The sequence below is a fragment of the Streptomyces sp. NPDC003247 genome (genome assembly GCF_042888135.1).
Lineage (GTDB): Bacteria > Actinomycetota > Actinomycetes > Streptomycetales > Streptomycetaceae > Streptomyces.
Window position 1 is genome coordinate 874,038 of the sequence record NZ_JBIAPF010000001.1, and the last position, 17,001, is coordinate 891,038.

The window sequence follows — 17,001 nt, forward strand, 5'->3', positions numbered from 1 at the left end:
TTATGTGCGGGATGCGCGGCGCCTGGAGCGACTTGTCGCGTTGGCCGCCGATGCCCGCAATCGGCATCGCGGGTTTTCCCCATACATCCATTGCGATTCGGTCAACTGTCCCCAAACACCTGTTCCTTGCGTAAAGCTGTGCGGTCGTCCGGGATCACCGTCCGGACACGCGCGATCAGGCGGGAAACCGGCCCGGTCACGCGACGCTCGTTCCTTTACCAACAAGGGATGCCGATGACCCACACCCCCCAGCGCGAACCCCGACCGGGCGCGAGACGAGTGGCCCGCATAGCCGTGGCCGCGGGTCTGGTGGCCGCGCTGTCCGCGGCCGGCCCGATACCGGCGGCCTTCTCCGCCGACGGGACCCCGGCCGCCGCCGACCCCGCCGTGAAGTCCGCCGCCGACAAGCTCGGCTCCGACGACGCCGACCTCCTCGCCGACGCCAAGGCGGCCGGCGACAAGAACGTCACGCTGATGGTCGCGACCGCCCCGGGCAGCACCGAGCAGGTCGCCGAGGAGCTGGACGCGGTCAAGGGCGGTTCCGTGGGCCGCTCCTACGACAAGCTCGGCTACGTCCGCGCCACCGTCCCGACGGGCAGGGCGGACGCGGCGATCGCCGCCGCCGCGAAGCTGTCCTCCGTCCACGCCATCGACCTGCGCCAGGAGATCGTCCTCGACGACCCGACGCCGAGCGCGGACACCGCGAAGGGCGCGAAGGCCACCGCCACCGCGACGACCTACGCGGCGCCGAACGCGAAGACCCCCGCCGAGAACCCCTACAACCCGTCCTTCGAGACGGGCGCCGTCGACTTCGTGAAGGAGAACCCGAAGGCGGACGGCCGCGGCGTCACCATCGGCGTCCTGGACTCGGGCGTGGACCTCGCGCACCCCGCGTTGCAGAAGACCACCACCGGCGAGCGCAAGATCGTCGACTGGGTGACCGCGACCGACCCGATCATCGACGGCGACGCCAGCTGGCGCCCGATGGTCACCTCCGTCTCCGGCCCGTCCTTCACCTACGCCGGCCGCACCTGGACCGCGCCGGCGGGCAGCTACTCGGTCAACGTCTTCCGCGAGTCGGCCACCGCGGGCGGCGACGCCGAGGGTGACGTCAACCGCGACGGCGACACCACCGACGTCTGGGGCGTGCTGTACGACGCGGCGGCCGGCACGGTCACCGTCGACGTCAACAACAACGGCGACTTCACCGACGACACCGCCATGAAGCCCTACAAGGACGGCTTCCAGATCGGGTACTTCGGCACCGACGACCCGTCGACCGACGTCGCCGAGCGGCAGCCGTTCGTCGTGGAGTACCGCAAGGACGTCCCGATGGACCCCTACGGCGGGACCTGGGTCGGCAAGACGGCCGACTTCGTCAACATCGGCCTCATCGCCAGCGAGCACGGCACCCACGTCGCCGGCATCACCGCCGCCAACGGCCTGTTCGGCGGGAAGATGAACGGCGCCGCCCCCGGCGCGAAGATCGTCTCCTCCCGCGCCTGCGTCTTCGGCCCCGGCTGCACCAACGTCGCCCTCACCGAGGGCATGATCGACCTCGTCGTCAACCGCGGCGTCGACATCGTCAACATGTCGATCGGCGGTCTGCCGGCGCTCAACGACGGCAACAACGCGCGCGCCGAGCTGTACACCCGCCTCATCGACACCTACGGCGTCCAGCTCGTCATCTCCGCCGGCAACGAGGGCCCCGGCGCCAACACCATCGGCGACCCCGGCCTGGCCGACAAGGTCATCTCGGTCGGCGCGGCGATCTCCAAGGAGACCTGGGCCGCCAACTACGGCTCGCAGGTGGAGAAGAAGTACGCGCTGCTGCCGTTCTCCTCGCGCGGCCCGCGCGAGGACGGCGGCTTCACCCCGACCCTCGTCGCCCCCGGCGCCGCGATCAACACCATCCAGACCTGGCTGCCGGGCGCCCCGGTCGCCGACGCCGGCTACACCCTGCCGGCCGGCTACGCGATGCTCCAGGGCACCTCGATGGCCTCCCCGCAGGCCGCGGGCGCCTCGGCGCTGCTGCTGAGCGCCGCGAAACGCGAGGGCATCGAGCTGACGCCCGCCGACCTGCGCACGGCGCTCACCTCGACCGCCGACCACATCAAGGGCCTCCAGGCCTACGAGGAGGGCGCGGGCGCCATCAACGTCGTGGACGCCTGGAAGGCCGTCGAGGACGGGGCCACCGCCCACGAGTACACGGTCGAGGCCCCCGTCGACACCGCGATCGACTTCGCGCTGGAGACCCCCGGCCACGGCACCGGCATCTACGACCGCGAGGGCGGCCTGAAGGCCGGCCAGAAGAAGACGTACGACGTCACGATCACCCGTACGACCGGTGCCGACAAGGCGATCCGCCACGAGCTGCACCTGGAGAACAACGCGGCCGGCACCTTCAGGATCCTCGGCTCGGACGAGGTGAAGCTGCCGCTGAACCAGCCGGTGACCGTCAAGGTCCAGGCCGCGCCCCAGTCCGCGGGCATCAAGAGCGCGATCCTCGAGGTCGACGACCCGCGGACCGAGGGCATCGACAAGCAGGTGCTCAACACGGTCGTCGTCTCGACGCCGGTGGCGTACACCTTCACCGCGAAGAACAGCGTGCAGCGCAACAGCTCGCAGAGCTACTTCCTGACCGTGCCCGAGGGCGCGACGTCGCTGGAGGTCGCGATCGGCGGGCTGAAGGACAAGAGCCAGACCCGCTTCATCTCCATCCACCCCTACGGTGTCGCCGTCGAGGACAGCTCCACCGTCTACTGCTACAACAACTACCTCGACGGCAACGGCTGCCGGCCGGACGCCCGCTCCTACACCGACCCGCAGCCCGGCGTCTGGGAGATCGAGGTCGAGTCGCGCCGCACCTCGCCGCTGCTCGACAACCCCTACACGCTGGACGCCACCGTGTACGGCGCGGCCTTCGACCCGGAGACCGTGACCGTGCCCGAGGCGAAGGTCGGCACCCCGGCCGCCGTCTCCTGGACGGTGACGAACGACTTCGCCGCCGTCGACGGCACGCTGGCCGGCGGCCCGCTCGGCTCGTCCAAGACGGCCCGTCCGACCATCGCCGACCACGAGAACCAGACCACCACGGTCGAGGTGCCCGCGGGCGCCGCCTCGCTGGACGTCTCCATCGGCGGGGCCTCCGACACCTCCGCCGACCTCGACCTGACGGTGTACGACGCCGACGGCAACCAGGTCGCGCAGCAGGCCGACGGCGACTCGGAGGAGGCGGTCTCCATCCCGTCGCCCGCCGCCGGCACCTACACCATCGAGGTCGCGGGCTACTCGGTCCCGGCGGGGACGACCGCGTACGACTACCTGGACGTGTTCTTCTCGTCCTCGCTCGGCACGGTCGACGTCGACGGTTCGGCGCCGGTGAAGCTGGCCACGGGCGCCTCCACGGCGGTCTCCGCGACCGTCACCGCGCTGGCCCCCGCGCCGGAGGGCCGGGCGTTCTTCGGCCAGGTCCAGCTGGTCAACGCGCGCGGCACGGTCGTGGGCCTCGGCAACGTGGCCATCGAGAAGGTCACGTCGTAGTACCTCGGCAGACGAAGTAGGGGGGCGGGCGTCCGGACGGGCGCCCGCCCCTCGTTTCTCTCGTTCACTCGCAGGCCGTGCCGCCCGACTCCGGCAGCGCGCGGGCCAGGGCCGACCGCCCGGCGGCGATCCCGTCCTCGCCGACGGCCCAGGCGTCCGGGGACGCCGACCCCCGCGCGAAGCCGACCAGGACGCGGTCACCCTCGGTGAGCAGGGGCTTTGCGCCCTCCTCCGTCACGAAGCCGACCTCGTCCTGCCCGCCCGCCGCCGGCTTGTACGAACGGGTCACCCGCAGGGTGACGCGCTCACGGGTGGTGCCGGGCACCCGGTCGACGTGCGTCACCTCGCCCTCGACCACCAGCCGGGCGCAGGCGAGGTAACCGGGGTCGCCGAAGAGGTCGCCGGCGGCGCCGGACGCGGCCGCGCCCCCGTCGGCGACGGACTTGTCCGCGCCGCTGGACGCGCCGATGTCCTCGGCCCCCCGGCCCACCTGGACGACCAGCCACCCGCTCCCCACGACCAGCGCGCCGGCGGCGGCCACCGCTGCCGTCCGCAGGGCGAGCGTGAGGAAGCGGCGCCGGGGCGGCCGTACGGGAGCCGGTGCCGGGGCAGGTGCCGGGTCCGGCCGGGTCAGGGCGTCCGCGACGAGGCCCAGATGGGCGCGCAGCAGCGCCACGTCGGCCGTCGCCGCGCGGTGCGCGGCCAGGAGGGCGGGGTCGGCGCGGGCCTCCTCGGGCAGGGGGACGTCCAGGATGGCGGCCATCAGCGGGTCCGGGGCGTCGCCGTCGCGCGTCCCGTTTCCGGGTGCGTGTCCCGTGGGCATGTCACACCACCTCGTCCTCGTGCAGGTGGGCGCGCAGGGCCCGGACCGCCGTGTGCAGGCGGCTCTTGACCGTGCCCTCCGGGACGCCCAGCTCCCGGGCGATGGAGCGCACCGGCAGGTCGGCGTAGAACCGCAGGACGACGACCTGGCGCTGGGCGTCGGGCAGCTCGTCCAGGCCCCGGGCGACGGCGAGGGAGAGCACGCTGGTGTCCTCGCCGGAGGGGTGCTCGTGCTGGCGCAGCGAGGCCAGCCGCTCCCCGAGGCGTTCCTGCCGGCGTTTGGCCCGGTGCCAGTCCATGGCGAGGTTCGAGGCGACGACCGCCGCCCACGCGGAGACGTCCCGGGGCGCCTCCTGCCCCTTCGCCGCGCGCTCCAGCAATCGCAGGCGGACCTGCTGCACCCCGTCCGGCAGGTCCGCCTGCGGTACCCCGCCCAGCGCGAGCACCGCCCGCACCCGGCGTTCCTGCGCCGCGTCCAGGGGATCGCCGTACGCGTCCCCCCGGGCGCGGCGGGCCGCCCTTCTGCGCAGCACGGACACCCCTCCCCTCCCCGCGTTTCCCCTACGACGCCGCGGCGCGCCGAAACGTTCGCCGTGAGCGCGGGGAAGCACGCAGAGGCGTACGTCACACCGCCGTGTGCGCCGGGGGCGGGTGGGCAGGCGAGCTTGCGGCGCGGGACCGTCCGCGGGCGAATTTCTCCAGTTCAGCGGGGGTGCGGGCGGTAGTTCCGCACCCGGTGGCCGCACCGGTGTGTCCCATTCCTCGGGCGTCGACCGCAAAGAATTGGACAGGTGGGCCCGGGTCGGCCGCATGATGGAAAAGCCTCGGTCGAACAAGGCAGCCGCGAAGAGCGTGAAAGACAGGGAGTCGTCGTGAGGGTCGGAATCGTCGGAGCCACCGGTCAGGTCGGCACGGTCATGCGCAGGATCCTCACGGAGCGGAACTTCCCCGTCACGGAACTGCGCCTGTTCGCCTCGGCCCGCTCCGCGGGCACCGTCCTGGACGGTGTGACGGTGGAGGACGCCTCGACCGCCGACTACACCGGTCTGGACATCGTGCTGTTCTCGGCGGGCGGCGCGACCTCGAAGGCCCTGGCCGAAAAGGTCGCCTCGCAGGGCGCCGTGGTGATCGACAACTCCTCCGCCTGGCGCAAGGACCCCGAGGTCCCGCTGGTGGTGTCCGAGGTGAACCCGCACGCGATCGCCGACCGCCCCAAGGGCATCATCGCCAACCCGAACTGCACCACGATGGCCGCGATGCCGGTGCTCAAGCCGCTGCACGCCGAGGCGGGCCTCGAAGCCCTCGTCGTCGCGACGTACCAGGCGGTGTCCGGTTCCGGCCTCGCGGGCGTCGCCGAGCTGCACGGCCAGGCGCAGAAGGTCGTCGCCGACGCCGACAAGCTGACCCACGACGGCGGGGCCGTCGCCTTCCCCGAGCCGGGCGTGTACCAGCGGCCCATCGCCTTCAACGTCGTCCCGCTCGCCGGCTCGGTCGTCGACGACGGCCTGAACGAGACGGACGAGGAGCAGAAGCTCCGCAACGAGTCCCGCAAGATCCTGGAGATCCCCGGGCTGAAGGTCTCCGGCACCTGTGTGCGCGTCCCGGTCTTCTCCGGCCACTCCCTCCAGGTCAACGCCCGTTTCGCCCGCCCGATCAGCGCCGAGCGCGCGACGGAGCTGCTGGCGGACGCCGAGGGCGTCGTCCTCACCGACATCCCGACGCCGCTCCAGGCGGCCGGCCAGGACCCGTCGTACGTGGGCCGCATCCGCCGGGACGAGACGGTGGAGAACGGCCTCGCCCTGTTCATCTCCAACGACAACCTCCGCAAGGGCGCGGCCCTGAACGCGGTGCAGATCGCGGAGCTGGTGGCGGCGGAGCTCCAGGGCTGACCGCCGCCCCTTCCGTCGGACCCCGCGGGGAGCACCGACCCGGCGGGTAGCACCGGCCCCGCAGGGAGCATCGCCTCCCTGCGCGACGGCCCGGCCGTGGACGAGCGCCACGGCCGGGCCGTCGTGCGGACGGCTACCGCGCGTCGGCCGCCTGGGCCTTCAGGGCGCGTTCCACGCCCGCGCGGGCCTCGGAGACCAGGCGGCGCAGGGCCGGGCTCGGCTCGGCGGAGGTCAGCCAGGCCTCCGTCTTGCGCAGGGTCTCCTCGGAGACCTGGATCGCCGGGTAGAGGCCGACGACGATCTGCTGGGCGATCTCGTGCGAGCGGGAGTCCCAGATGTCCTTGACGACGTCGAAGTACTTGTCCGTGTACGGCGCGAGCAGCTCACGCTGGTCGGTCTGGACGAAGCCGCCGATGACGGCCTCCTGGACGGCGTTGGGCAGCTTGTCGGACTCGACGACCTGCGCCCATGCCTCCGCCTTGGCCTCCGGCGTCGGGCGGGCGGCGCGGGCGGTGGCCGCGTGGCGCTCACCGGCGGCCGTCTTGTCGCGCTCGTACTCGCCGGCGATCTCCGTCTCGTCGAACCGGCCGACCGCCGCGAGCCGCTGCACGAACGCCCAGCGCAGCTCGGTGTCGACGACGAGTCCCTCGATCGTCTGCGTGCCTTCCAGCAGGGCCTCGAGGAGGTCGAGCTGCTCGGGGGTGCGGGCGGTGGCGGCGAACGCCCGCGCCCACGCCAGCTGGTGGTCGCCGCCGGCCTCGGCGGAGCGCAGGTGGGCCAGCGTGGCGTCGGTCCAGCGGGTCAGCAGTGCCTCCCGGGCGGCCGGGTCGGCGTACAGGTCGAGGGCGAGCTTGACCTGCCGGTGCAGGGACTGCACCACGCCGATGTCGGACTCCTTGCCGATGCCGGACAGCACCAGGGACAGGTAGTCGCGGGTGGGCAGTTCGGCGTCGCGGGTCATGTCCCAGGCCGACGCCCAGCACAGGGCGCGCGGCAGGGACGCCTCGAAGTCTCCGAGGTGCTCGGTGACGAAGGCGAGCGACTGCTCGTCGAGGCGGACCTTGGCGTACGACAGGTCGTCGTCGTTGAGCAGGACGACGGCCGGGCGGCGCTCACCGGTCAGCTGCGGTACGGCGGTCAGCTCGCCGTCCACGTCCAGCTCGACACGCTGCCCGCGCACCAGCCTGCCGCTGTCGTCGAGGTCGTAGAAGCCGACGGCGATGCGGTGCGGGCGCAGGGTCGGCTCGCCCTTGGCGCCGGCCGGGAGCGGCGGGGCCTCCTGGCGGACGGCGAAGGAGGTGATGACGCCGTCGGCGTCGGTCTCGATCTCCGGGCGCAGGATGTTGATGCCGGCCGTCTCCAGCCACGCCTTCGACCAGGCCTTCAGGTCGCGGCCGGAGGTCTCCTCCAGGGCGCCGAGGAGGTCGGAGAGGCGGGTGTTCCCGAACGCGTGCGCCTTGAAATAGGCCTGCACGCCCCGGAAGAACTCGTCCATGCCGACGTAGGCGACGAGCTGCTTCAGGACGCTCGCGCCCTTGGCGTAGGTGATGCCGTCGAAGTTGACCAGGACGTCGTCGAGGTCGTTGATCTCGGCCATGATCGGGTGGGTGGAGGGCAGCTGGTCCTGCCGGTAGGCCCACGTCTTCATGGAGTTGGCGAACGTCGTCCAGGAGTGCGGCCAGCGGCTGCCGGGCGCGTAGGCCTGGCAGGCGATGGAGGTGTAGGTGGCGAACGACTCGTTCAGCCACAGGTCGTTCCACCACTCCATGGTGACCAGGTCGCCGAACCACATGTGGGCCAGCTCGTGCAGGATGGTCTCCGCGCGCAGCTCGTACGCGGCGTCGGTCACCTTCGACCGGAACACGTACTGGTCGCGGATGGTGACCGCGCCCGCGTTCTCCATCGCGCCCGCGTTGAACTCCGGCACGAACAGCTGGTCGTACTTCTCGAACGGGTAGGCGTAGTCGAACTTCTCCTGGAACCAGTCGAAGCCCTGCCGGGTGACGTCGAAGATCGCGTCCGAGTCGAGGTACTCGGCGAGCGAGGGCCGGCAGTAGATGCCCAGCGGCACGCTCTGCCCGTCCTTATCGTACACGCTGTGGACGGAGTGGTACGGGCCGACGATCAGCGCCGTGACGTACGTCGAGATCCTCGGCGTCGGCTCGAAGGTCCAGACGTCGTCCCTCGGCTCGGGCGTCGGGGAGTTGGAGATGACGGTCCAGCCGCTCGGCGCCTTCACGGTGAACTGGAAGGTCGCCTTGAGGTCGGGCTGCTCGAAGGAGGCGAAGACGCGGCGGGCGTCCGGCACCTCGAACTGCGTGTACAGGTAGGCCTGCTCGTCGACCGGGTCGACGAACCGGTGCAGGCCCTCACCGGTGTTGGTGTAGGCGCAGTCGGCGACGACCCGCAGGATGTTGCGGCCTTCGAGCAGTGCGGGCAGGGCGATCCGCGAGTCCGCGAAGACCTCGGCGGGGTCCAGGGTCTCCCCGTTGAGCGTCACCTCGTGGACGGCCGGCGCCACCAGGTCGATGAAGGACGCCGTGCCTCCCTCGGCGGCGTCGAAGCGCACCGTGGTCACGGACCGGTAGGTGCCGCCCTCCTGCGCGCCGGAGAGGTCGAGATCGACCTCGTACGAGTCAACGGTGAGCAGCTTCGCCCGCTGCTGCGCCTCTTCGCGAGTCAGGTTTGTGCCAGGCACGCGGTCATCTCCTCGTCATGGGTGGATTGCGCCATCCTTCCACGCGACCGCCGCGTCGGGCGACGAACGCGCCCCCGTGGTGAGGCCCGTCCGATCGCCCGCGCCGTCGCCCCGGCCGCCGGCGGAGACTCCGGCGGACGCGCGGGCGGACACTCCGGCGGACGCGTGCGCGGACACGCGGGCGGACACTCCGGCGGACACGCGGGCGGGCACTCCGGCGGGCACACGGGCGGACACGCGTTCCGTGCGCGTCGTGGTGCCGGGGCCTTCTCCGGCGGGCTGTGCGCCGTGCGGCCGCGGGCCGGTGACGGCGCTCGGCCGGGGGGCGCGCCAGAGTTGTCCCGCCACCGTGGCGCCGAACGCCAGTGCCATGCCGGCCATCTGCACCGCCGTCAGCGACTGTCCGAGCGCGGCCCAGCCGACGGCCGCCGCGGTGAGCGGGGAGAGCGGGCCGAGGAAGGTGGCCTGCGGGGCGGTCAGCCGGCCGATCCCGCGGAACCAGAGCCAGTACGCGACGGCGGTGTTGGCCAGGGCCAGGTAGAGGTAGCCGTCGACGGCCCGGGCGTCCAGGGCGGGTGGGGCGCCCTCGACGAGAAGGGCGACGGGCGCGATGAGCAGGCCGCCGGCGATGAGCTGCCAGGCGGTGAGCGCGAGGGGGCCGGCTCCCTGCGGGCTGCCCCACTTCTTCGTCAGGACGGTGCCGGCCGACATGCAGGCCGTGGAGGCGAGCGCCGCCAGTACGCCGACCGTGTCGAGCCCGCCGGCCGCCTTCAGCACGACCAGGCTCACGCCGCCCGCGGCCGCGACGCCGGTCAGCAGGGCGCGGGGGGTCGGACGCTGCCCCAGCAGCGGGGCCGAGAGGCCGACGACGAAGAGCGGGGCGAGCGAGCCGACGGCGGACGCCGTGCCGCCGGGCAGCCGGTAGGCGGAGAGGAAGAGCAGCGGGAAGAACGCGCCGATGTTGAGGGCGCCGAGCACCGCCGCCTTGGCCCACCAGACGCCGCGGGGCAGGACCCGGGCGAGGGCGAGCAGCAGCAGGCCGGCCGGCAGCGCGCGGACCAGCGCGGTGAAGAGGGGGCGGTCGGCCGGGAGGAACTCGGTGGTGACGGCGAAGGTGGTGCCCCAGGAGAGGGGGGCGAGGGCGGTGAGCAGAACGGTCGCGGGCCGTCTCATGGGCCGGCACCCCTCTCCGAGGCGGATCGACGGCCAGCGAGGTCGCTGGACGGGCATCAGGTCGCTGGGCGGGCATGATGCTTTGGTAGTCATGTCGCTTGGCAGTCATTAGCTTAGCCCTAAGCAACTTGCCGTCAAGCCACTTGCTTGCGGGCGGCCGGAAGTCCGGCGGATACTCGCCCCATGAGTGCACAGCGCAGGGACGCCGTCGACGCGATCGTCGCGCAGTGGGCGGTCGAGCGGCCCGACCTCGACACCACCGCCATGGAGGTCTTCGGCCGCGTCCAACGGCTCGCGCGCGCGATCGGCGACCGCGTGGAGCGCGCCTACGCCCCGCTCGGGATCTCGCGCGGCGAGTTCGACGTCCTGGCCGCCCTGCGCCGCGCCGGCGCGCCGTACACCCTCTCGCCGCGTGAGCTGTCGGCCACGCTCATGCTCACCACCGGCGGGATGACCGGCCGTCTCGACAAGCTGGAACGGGCCGGGCTGCTGCGCCGCTCCCCCGACCCGCACGACCGCCGGGGCCTTCAGGTGACGCTCACCGGGCAGGGGCTGGACCTCGTCGAGGAGGCGGTCGGCACGGGGCTCGCCGTCCAGACGGAGGCGCTGTCCGCCGCCCTGGACGCCGAACAGGCCGACCATTTGGCCGGCCTGCTGCGGGAGTTGCTGCTCACCACGGACGACCACCGGTAGCCACCGGGGGCCGCGGGTGACGCCGGTGGCGGGGGTGGCCGCGGGTGGCTGCCGACGGCTGCGGGTGGCCGCCGGGGGCCGCGGCCCCGGAGGGCTCTCCCCCGTCCGTGCGGGGCTCGGGGAGCTTCTCGGGCCGGGCGGGGGCTTCTCAGCCGAGGTGCGCCGTCAGCGCGGCCTCGATCTCCGGGCGGTCGGCGGTGTCGGCGGCCCAGGCCACGTACCCGTCGGGCCGCACCAGCAGCGCCGTACGCCGGTCGCTCGCCCAGTGCTCACGGTCCAGCCGGTCCGCGGGGGCGGCGTCCACCCGGACGTCGTCGGCGTCCTTCGGGGCGACGAGGACGAAACGGCCGCCGCGCAGGGCCTCGTAGAGGCGGCCGCCGCCGGCGAGGGCGACGTCCGGGACGCGGGTGCCGGTGAGGCGGTGGGCGCCGGAGGGGGCGGGGTAGCGGTAGCCGATGCCGGAGATCTGGGCCAGCGCCTTGCTGCGGAGCGGGCGGGCGACGTTGGCGAAGGCCGTGACGAGGGTGCGCGCGGTGCGCAGCAGGGGGCCCTGCGCCCGCGCCAGCCGCACCAGCGCGCCGCTGCTGCGCAGCACGGTCCTGCCGACGGGGTGGCGTTCGGCCTCGTAGGTGTCCAGCAGCCCCTCGGGGGCCCGGCCGTGGACGGCGGCGGCCAGCTTCCAGCCGAGGTTCGCCGCGTCCTGCAGTCCGGTGTTCATGCCCTGGCCGCCGGCCGGCGAGTGGACGTGCGCGGCGTCGCCGGCCAGGAAGACCCGCCCGACCCGGTAGCGCGGCGCCTGGCGCTCGTCGCTGTGGAAGCGGGAGAGCCAGCGGGCGTCGTGCATGCCGTAGTCGCTGCCGAGGGCGCGGCGGGTGACCTCCTTGACCTCGTCGAGGTCGATCGGGACGTCGTCGGACACCTCGTTGCGGCGGTTCCATCCCATCACCCGGTACCAGCCGTCACCGAAGGAAGCGATCATGGCGAAGGAGTCGCCCGCGCCGTTGACGGTGAGCACCTCCTCGGGCTCCCGGGCGAGCCGGACGTCGGCGAGGAACAGCGACTTGATGACGGCGACGCCGGGGAAGGGCAGCCCGAGCGCCTGGCGTACGGCGCTGCGGTGGCCGTCCGTGCCGACGACGTAGGCGGCGCGACGGGTGACGACCGCGCCGTCCGGGCCGCGCACGTCGAGGTCCACGCCGTCGCCGTCCTGCCGCAGCCCCACCACCTCGCTCTCGTGGGCGAACTCCACACCGGCCTCGCGCGCCCTGCGCTCCAGCAGCCGTTCCACCTCGTACTGCGGAGTGATCAGCAGGAACGGGAAGCGGGAGGGCAGGGTCCCCAGGTCGAGGGTGAGGCGGCGGAAGAGGCGCAGGCCGGTGATGGTCGCGCCGGTGGCCAGCAGCGGGTCGGCGAGACCGCGGGCGTCGAGCTGCTCCAGGGTGCGGGCGTGCACACCGAAGGCGCGGGAGAGGTTGCTGATCCGGTCCGGGCGCCGCTCGAGCAGGGTCACCGGGACACCGGCGGCGGCGAGGTCCCCGGCGAGGAGCAGCCCGGTGGGGCCGGCGCCGACGACGATCACGGAGCGGGGGGCGGAGTTCGGGTGCGCGGTGCCGGTCATGGTGGCCTCCCAATGCCTACGCCTGTCGGCCCACACGTGTTGGCCGATACGTCGCGCTGGTCAACACGTGTTGGTCAACGCTTGTTGGCAAGGGTAGGACGGCTCGACAGGGGATGTCAACGCTTGTTGGCCTACGCTTGTTGGCCCACGAGCGTTCGCCCACGTTCGTTGACCCACGGACGTTCGCCCACGGTTGTTGGCCTACGCCTGTTGGCCTACGATCGTTGGCATGTCAGTGAGTCCTCCCGCCCCCCGCCGTTCCGACGCCACCCGCGCCACCATCCTCGACGCGGCCCGCGAGCGCTTCGCCGCCGACGGGTACGAGCGGGCCACGATCCGCGCCATCGCCCGGGACGCGCGGATCGACCCGTCGATGGTGATGCGCTACTACGGCAGCAAGGAGGGCCTGTTCGCGGCGGCCGTCTCCGTCGACCTGGAGCTCCCCGACCTGACCGCCCTCCCCCACCACACGGTCGGCCACGCCCTGGTGACCCACTTCCTGCGCATGTGGGAGGAGAACGAGGTCCTCACCGCCCTGCTCCGGGTCGGCGTGACCAACCAGGCGGGCGCCGAGCGGATGCAGGGCATCTTCCGCGACCAGATCCTGCCGGTGGCGGCCGCGGTGTGCCCGGACGCCGAGCAGGTGCCGGCCCGGGCGGCGCTCTGCGCCAGCCAGCTCCTCGGGCTCGCGCTCACCCGCTACGTCCTGCGCTTCCCGCCGGCCGTGGCGCTGGCCCGGGAGGAAGCGGTGGCCTGGCTGGCGCCCACCGTCCAGCGGTACCTGACCGCCCCGCACCCGGCCTGACCCGCCCTGGCCCGCCCTGGCCCACCGGCGCGACGCACGAGGGCGCCGCCCCCGTCGCCGTACGGCGGAACGCGCGTACGGCGAGGGAGCGGCGCCCTCGGCGTGAAATGTGCGGCGGGACCTGCGGCAGGCCCCGCGGTGGGGCCTGCGGCGGGTCCGGGCCGGTCAGGCCTCGGCCTTGGCCTTCCCGCCCTTGACGGTGATGTTGGAGCTGGTCGGGTCCTGCCGGTCCTTCGACTTGTCGAGGACCCACACCAGACCGGCGATGACCGCGAACAGCACCAGCGGGGCCACCACGTAGAGGCCCAGCGTCTCGATGACGCTCAGGCCCGTGCCGGGGTCGTCGCCGTCGTCGCGGGTCAGCGCGAGCGCGGGGGACGACATGAGCAGCATCATCAGCGTCGTACCGGCGGCCAGGGCGCCGGCGCGCAGGGCGTTCTTATTGTCCACGGTGCCCAAGTTAGCGAACGGCCCGGAGACCCGCGCGCCCGGGGTGCCGTAGGGGAGGCCCTACGGGACACCTCACCCGCCGGACGGCCAGGCCTCCCCGGACGTCCAGTCCTCGCCGGGCGTCCAGGCCTCGCCGGGCGGCCCGCCCGCGCCGTCCGTCTCCCTCAGCACCTCCAGCAGCGCCCGCACCCGCGGCGAGGCCGTCAGCTCCTCCAGCGTCACCGGGCGTCCCTCCGCGTCCGCCACGGGCAGACGCCAGTTCGGGTACTGGTCCCAGGTGCCGGGCACGTTCTGGGGGCGGCGGTCGCCGACGCCGTCGGGGAGCCAGACGCCGATCATGCGGGCAGGGGTGTGCAGCAGGAAGCGGTGGACGGCCTGGATGCCGGCCTCCTCCGGGGACGCGTCGCCGCCCCCGCCGGTGTCGTGGCGGAGCCCGAGCCGGGCGAGCAGCTCCAGCCACTCCTCCGTGTCGGCGGCGGCCTCGGCGCGTTCCTCCGCCAGGGGGCGGGTGAGCAGGCCCAGCCGGTCGCGGAGTCCGACGTGCTCGCCGGTGAGGCGGGCGGCGGTGGACGGCAGGTCGTGAGTGGTGGCGGTGGCGAGGCAGTCGGCGCGCCAGCGGCCGGGCGGCAGGGGGCGGCCGTCGCCCTCCCAGTCCCGCTCGAACCAGAGCACCGACGTGCCGAGCACACCGCGCTCGCGCAGCGCCTCCCGCACGCCCGGTTCCACGGTGCCCAGGTCCTCGCCGATCACCAGCGCGCCCGCCCGGGACGCCTCCAGCACCAGGACGGCGAGCATGGCCTCGGCGTCGTAGCGGACGTAGGTGCCCTCGGTCGGCGGCTCGCCCTCGGGCACCCACCACAGCCGGAACAGGCCCATGACGTGGTCGATGCGCAGGGCGCCGGCGTACCGGAACAGCGCCCTCAGCAGGCGTCGGAACGGCGCGTAGCCCGACTCGGCCAGCCGGTCCGGGCGCCACGGCGGCAGGCTCCAGTCCTGGCCGAGCGCGGTGAAGGCGTCCGGGGGCGCGCCGATCGACATGCCGGCGGCGAAGTGGTCCTGCTGGGCCCAGGCGTCGGCGCCCCCGGGGTGCACGCCGACCGCGAGGTCGTGCACGATCCCGACCGGCATGCCGGCCTCGCGCGCGGCGCGCTGGGCGGCGGTGAGCTGGGCGTCCGTGAGCCAGGCGAGGCGCGACCAGAAGGCGACCCGGTCCCTCAGCTCGTCGCGGGCCCGCAGGGTCCGCGCGGAACGGGGGTCGCGCAGCCCCTCCGGCCACCGGTGCCAGTCGGAGCCGTGCACCTCGGCGAGCGCGCACCAGGTGGCGTGGTCCTGGAGCGCCTCGCCCTCCTCGGCGAGGAAGTCGCGGTAGGCGGCCTGCCGGCCGGGCCCGAGCGGCACGGCGGCGACCAGTTCCAGGGCCTCCCGCTTCAGCTCCCACACCGCGTCGCGGTCGATGAACGCGCCCTTGTCCAGCACGGTCTCCCGGAGCCGTCCGGCCCGTTCCAGCAGCGCCCGCAGCCGGTCCGGGGCGTCGACGTGGGCGTACTCGGGGACGTCCGTCACCCGCAGGTGCACCGGGTCGGGGAAGCGGCGCGAGGAGGGCCGGTACGGGGAGGGGTCGGTCGGTGTGCCGGGCACGGCCGCGTGCAACGGGTTGACCTGGACGAACCCGGCCCCCGCCGTCCGCGCGGCCCAGCCGGCCAGCTCGGCGAGGTCTCCGAGGTCCCCCATGCCCCAGGAACGTGCCGACAGGAGGGAGTAGAGCTGGACGAGGAGCCCGTACGCGCGGCCCTCGGGCGCCGGGAGGCGGGGCGGGGCCACGATCAGGTGGGCGTGGGCGGTGCGCCCGTCGGGCGCGGTGGCGGTCAGCCGGTGGACACCGGGCGGGAGCCCCTCGGCGGACACGCGGGTGCCGCCCCGCTCGGTCTCGACCAGCAGGCGGGTGCCGTCGGGGAGGGCGGTCAGGGCGTCCGCGGGGCGGTCGGTCCAGGACACCACGGTCGGCGGCAGCAGCCGCCCGGCCAGCTCCCGCTCCCGGGCGGCCAGCGCGTCCCGGACGGCCCGCGGGGTGCCCGCGTCGACGTCCAGGGCTGCCAGGGCGCGGGCGACGGCCCCGGCCGAGGCCGTCACCGTACGGCCGGGGGAGGGCTCGTAGGAGACGGCGACGCCGTGCAGGGCGGCGAGGCGGGTCAGCTCCGCGCCGGGGGGTCCGGCCGGCCGGGGTGCGGTCATCTAGGGCCTCGTGACGTCGGGGTCCAGGGCGGCGAGCGGCGGCTCGCTGGTGAGGGGTTCGGCGGCGGGCAGCGGCGGCTCGCTGGTCAGCGGGGCCTCGGCGCAGGTTCCCTCCGCGCTGAACACGCACAGGCGGGTCTCCTCGAGGTCGGCGGTCGGCACCGCCGGGCGTTTGGAGTGGGCCGGGAGCAGCAGAGCGGTCGATGCGGCCACGGGGGCCTCCTTGTCGGGTACGGAGTCTGACGGGTCACCGCAGCCCTACCCCGTGGGCGCGACGGCAGACGTCCGAGGAGCCGACCACGCGCATCTCGTCACATTCCTCACGCCGACACTCTCGACAAAGTGGGGCAATCATGACATGCCGACCGCTTCGGGAGGCGGGCGTGAAGCGTTCACGGCGGGCCGCCCGGCACCCCGGAGGGCCCCGTGGCCGGGTGCCGGCCACGGGGGATGCGAAAGCCCGGGTCATCAGGCGGAGATGCCGTCGATCCGGGCCAGTGCGTCGTCCGCGCCGTACGGCTGCAAGTACGGCAGCCAGCGCGGGTCCCTGTGGCCGGTGCCGATGATGCGCCAGGCCAGACCGGTGGGCGGGGCGGGTTTGTGGCGCAGCCGCCAGCCGAGCTCGACGAGGTGCCGGTCGGCCTTGACGTGGTTGCAGCGGCGGCAGGACGCCACCACGTTGTCCCAGACGTGCTTGCCCCCGCGGCTGCGCGGGATGACGTGGTCGACGCTGGTTGCGACGCCACCGCAGTACATGCACCGGCCCCCGTCCCGCGCGAACAGCGCCCGGCGGGTCAGAGGAACGGGCCCCCGATAGGGAACCCGGACGAATCGCTTGAGCCGGACCACGCTGGGTGCGGGGACTGTGACGGTCGCGCTGTGCAGGAAGGCGCCGGATTCCTCGAGGGAGACAGCCTTGTTCTCCAGGACGAGGACGAGCGCGCGGCGGAGCGGTACGACGCCGAGCGGCTCGTACGACGCGTTCAGGACCAGGACATGCGGCACGGATGCCTCCTCGGGCGTCGGCGGCGCGTGGCTCGCGCCGGGACGATCTGTGGTCAGTCTCCCCTCTTGGCTG

General features: G+C 73.7%; 12 protein-coding genes and 1 pseudogene. 4 read left to right on the forward strand and 9 right to left on the reverse strand.

Annotated elements, in window-relative coordinates:
• Nucleotides 1–234: 234 nt before the first annotated feature.
• Nucleotides 235–3,543: a S8 family serine peptidase gene (locus tag ACFYWQ_RS03670; RefSeq protein ID WP_389512423.1), complete on the forward strand. Its 3,309-nt coding sequence runs from the start codon at nucleotides 235–237 to the stop codon at nucleotides 3,541–3,543.
• 64 nt (nucleotides 3,544–3,607) lie between these two features.
• Here the strand turns inward: ACFYWQ_RS03670 and ACFYWQ_RS03675 are convergent, their stop codons facing one another.
• Nucleotides 3,608–4,366 (reverse strand): hypothetical protein, encoded by a 759-nt coding sequence (locus ACFYWQ_RS03675; RefSeq protein ID WP_389512424.1) that lies wholly within the window; start codon nucleotides 4,364–4,366, stop codon nucleotides 3,608–3,610.
• A gap of 1 nt (nucleotide 4,367) precedes the next feature.
• Entirely contained in the window at nucleotides 4,368–4,904 is a 537-nt protein-coding gene (locus tag ACFYWQ_RS03680) for an RNA polymerase sigma factor (protein ID WP_385067973.1), read from the reverse strand.
• A gap of 333 nt (nucleotides 4,905–5,237) precedes the next feature.
• Here ACFYWQ_RS03680 and ACFYWQ_RS03685 point away from each other — a divergent pair, with 333 nt between their 5' ends.
• Nucleotides 5,238–6,254, forward strand: a complete 1,017-nt coding sequence (locus tag ACFYWQ_RS03685) for an aspartate-semialdehyde dehydrogenase (protein ID WP_389512426.1) — start codon at nucleotides 5,238–5,240, stop codon at nucleotides 6,252–6,254.
• A gap of 133 nt (nucleotides 6,255–6,387) precedes the next feature.
• On the opposite strand, the gene pepN is transcribed toward ACFYWQ_RS03685, so the two are convergent.
• Entirely contained in the window at nucleotides 6,388–8,952 is a 2,565-nt protein-coding gene (gene pepN, locus ACFYWQ_RS03690; protein WP_389512427.1) for an aminopeptidase N, read from the reverse strand.
• A 297-nt stretch (nucleotides 8,953–9,249) separates the two neighbouring features.
• Nucleotides 9,250–10,125 (reverse strand): annotated as a pseudogene (locus tag ACFYWQ_RS03695) (EamA family transporter); the annotation flags it as partial.
• Nucleotides 10,126–10,308: 183 nt separating this feature from the next.
• Between ACFYWQ_RS03695 and ACFYWQ_RS03700 the strand changes: the two are divergent.
• A complete protein-coding gene (locus ACFYWQ_RS03700; protein WP_389512428.1) occupies nucleotides 10,309–10,818 on the forward strand; it encodes a MarR family winged helix-turn-helix transcriptional regulator in 510 nt (169 codons plus the stop codon).
• A 148-nt stretch (nucleotides 10,819–10,966) separates the two neighbouring features.
• Here ACFYWQ_RS03700 and ACFYWQ_RS03705 read toward each other — a convergent pair whose 3' ends face one another.
• Nucleotides 10,967–12,436 (reverse strand): FAD-dependent monooxygenase, encoded by a 1,470-nt coding sequence (locus ACFYWQ_RS03705; protein WP_389512430.1) that lies wholly within the window; start codon nucleotides 12,434–12,436, stop codon nucleotides 10,967–10,969.
• 229 nt (nucleotides 12,437–12,665) lie between these two features.
• Between ACFYWQ_RS03705 and ACFYWQ_RS03710 the strand changes: the two genes are divergently transcribed.
• Complete coding sequence (locus tag ACFYWQ_RS03710; protein ID WP_389512432.1) at nucleotides 12,666–13,241, forward strand: TetR family transcriptional regulator; 576 nt, start codon at nucleotides 12,666–12,668, stop codon at nucleotides 13,239–13,241.
• A 165-nt stretch (nucleotides 13,242–13,406) separates the two neighbouring features.
• Here ACFYWQ_RS03710 and ACFYWQ_RS03715 read toward each other — a convergent pair whose 3' ends face one another.
• The 4 genes from ACFYWQ_RS03715 to ACFYWQ_RS03730 all read right to left on the reverse strand — a co-directional run bounded on the left by ACFYWQ_RS03715 (nucleotide 13,407) and on the right by ACFYWQ_RS03730 (nucleotide 16,928).
• Complete coding sequence (locus ACFYWQ_RS03715) at nucleotides 13,407–13,691, reverse strand: hypothetical protein (RefSeq protein WP_389512433.1); 285 nt, start codon at nucleotides 13,689–13,691, stop codon at nucleotides 13,407–13,409.
• 72 nt (nucleotides 13,692–13,763) lie between these two features.
• Nucleotides 13,764–15,923: a 4-alpha-glucanotransferase gene (gene malQ, locus ACFYWQ_RS03720; protein ID WP_389512434.1), complete on the reverse strand. Its 2,160-nt coding sequence runs from the start codon at nucleotides 15,921–15,923 to the stop codon at nucleotides 13,764–13,766.
• Nucleotides 15,924–16,136 carry a hypothetical protein gene (locus tag ACFYWQ_RS03725; RefSeq protein ID WP_389512435.1) on the reverse strand — a complete coding sequence of 71 codons (213 nt, stop codon included), beginning with the start codon at nucleotides 16,134–16,136 and terminating at the stop codon, nucleotides 15,924–15,926.
• Between the two features lie 255 nt (nucleotides 16,137–16,391).
• Nucleotides 16,392–16,928: an HNH endonuclease gene (locus ACFYWQ_RS03730; protein ID WP_018545075.1), complete on the reverse strand. Its 537-nt coding sequence runs from the start codon at nucleotides 16,926–16,928 to the stop codon at nucleotides 16,392–16,394.
• Nucleotides 16,929–17,001: the final 73 nt, after the last annotated feature.

Coding starts and splice junctions, on each gene's coding strand:
- ACFYWQ_RS03670 (WP_389512423.1), top strand. CDS start 235: ATGACCCACACCCCCCAGCGCGAACCCCGACCGGGCGCGAGACGAGTG.
- ACFYWQ_RS03675 (WP_389512424.1), bottom strand. CDS start 4,366: ATGCCCACGGGACACGCACCCGGAAACGGGACGCGCGACGGCGACGCC.
- ACFYWQ_RS03700 (WP_389512428.1), top strand. CDS start 10,309: ATGAGTGCACAGCGCAGGGACGCCGTCGACGCGATCGTCGCGCAGTGG.
- ACFYWQ_RS03705 (WP_389512430.1), bottom strand. CDS start 12,436: ATGACCGGCACCGCGCACCCGAACTCCGCCCCCCGCTCCGTGATCGTC.
- ACFYWQ_RS03710 (WP_389512432.1), top strand. CDS start 12,666: ATGTCAGTGAGTCCTCCCGCCCCCCGCCGTTCCGACGCCACCCGCGCC.
- malQ (WP_389512434.1), bottom strand. CDS start 15,923: ATGACCGCACCCCGGCCGGCCGGACCCCCCGGCGCGGAGCTGACCCGC.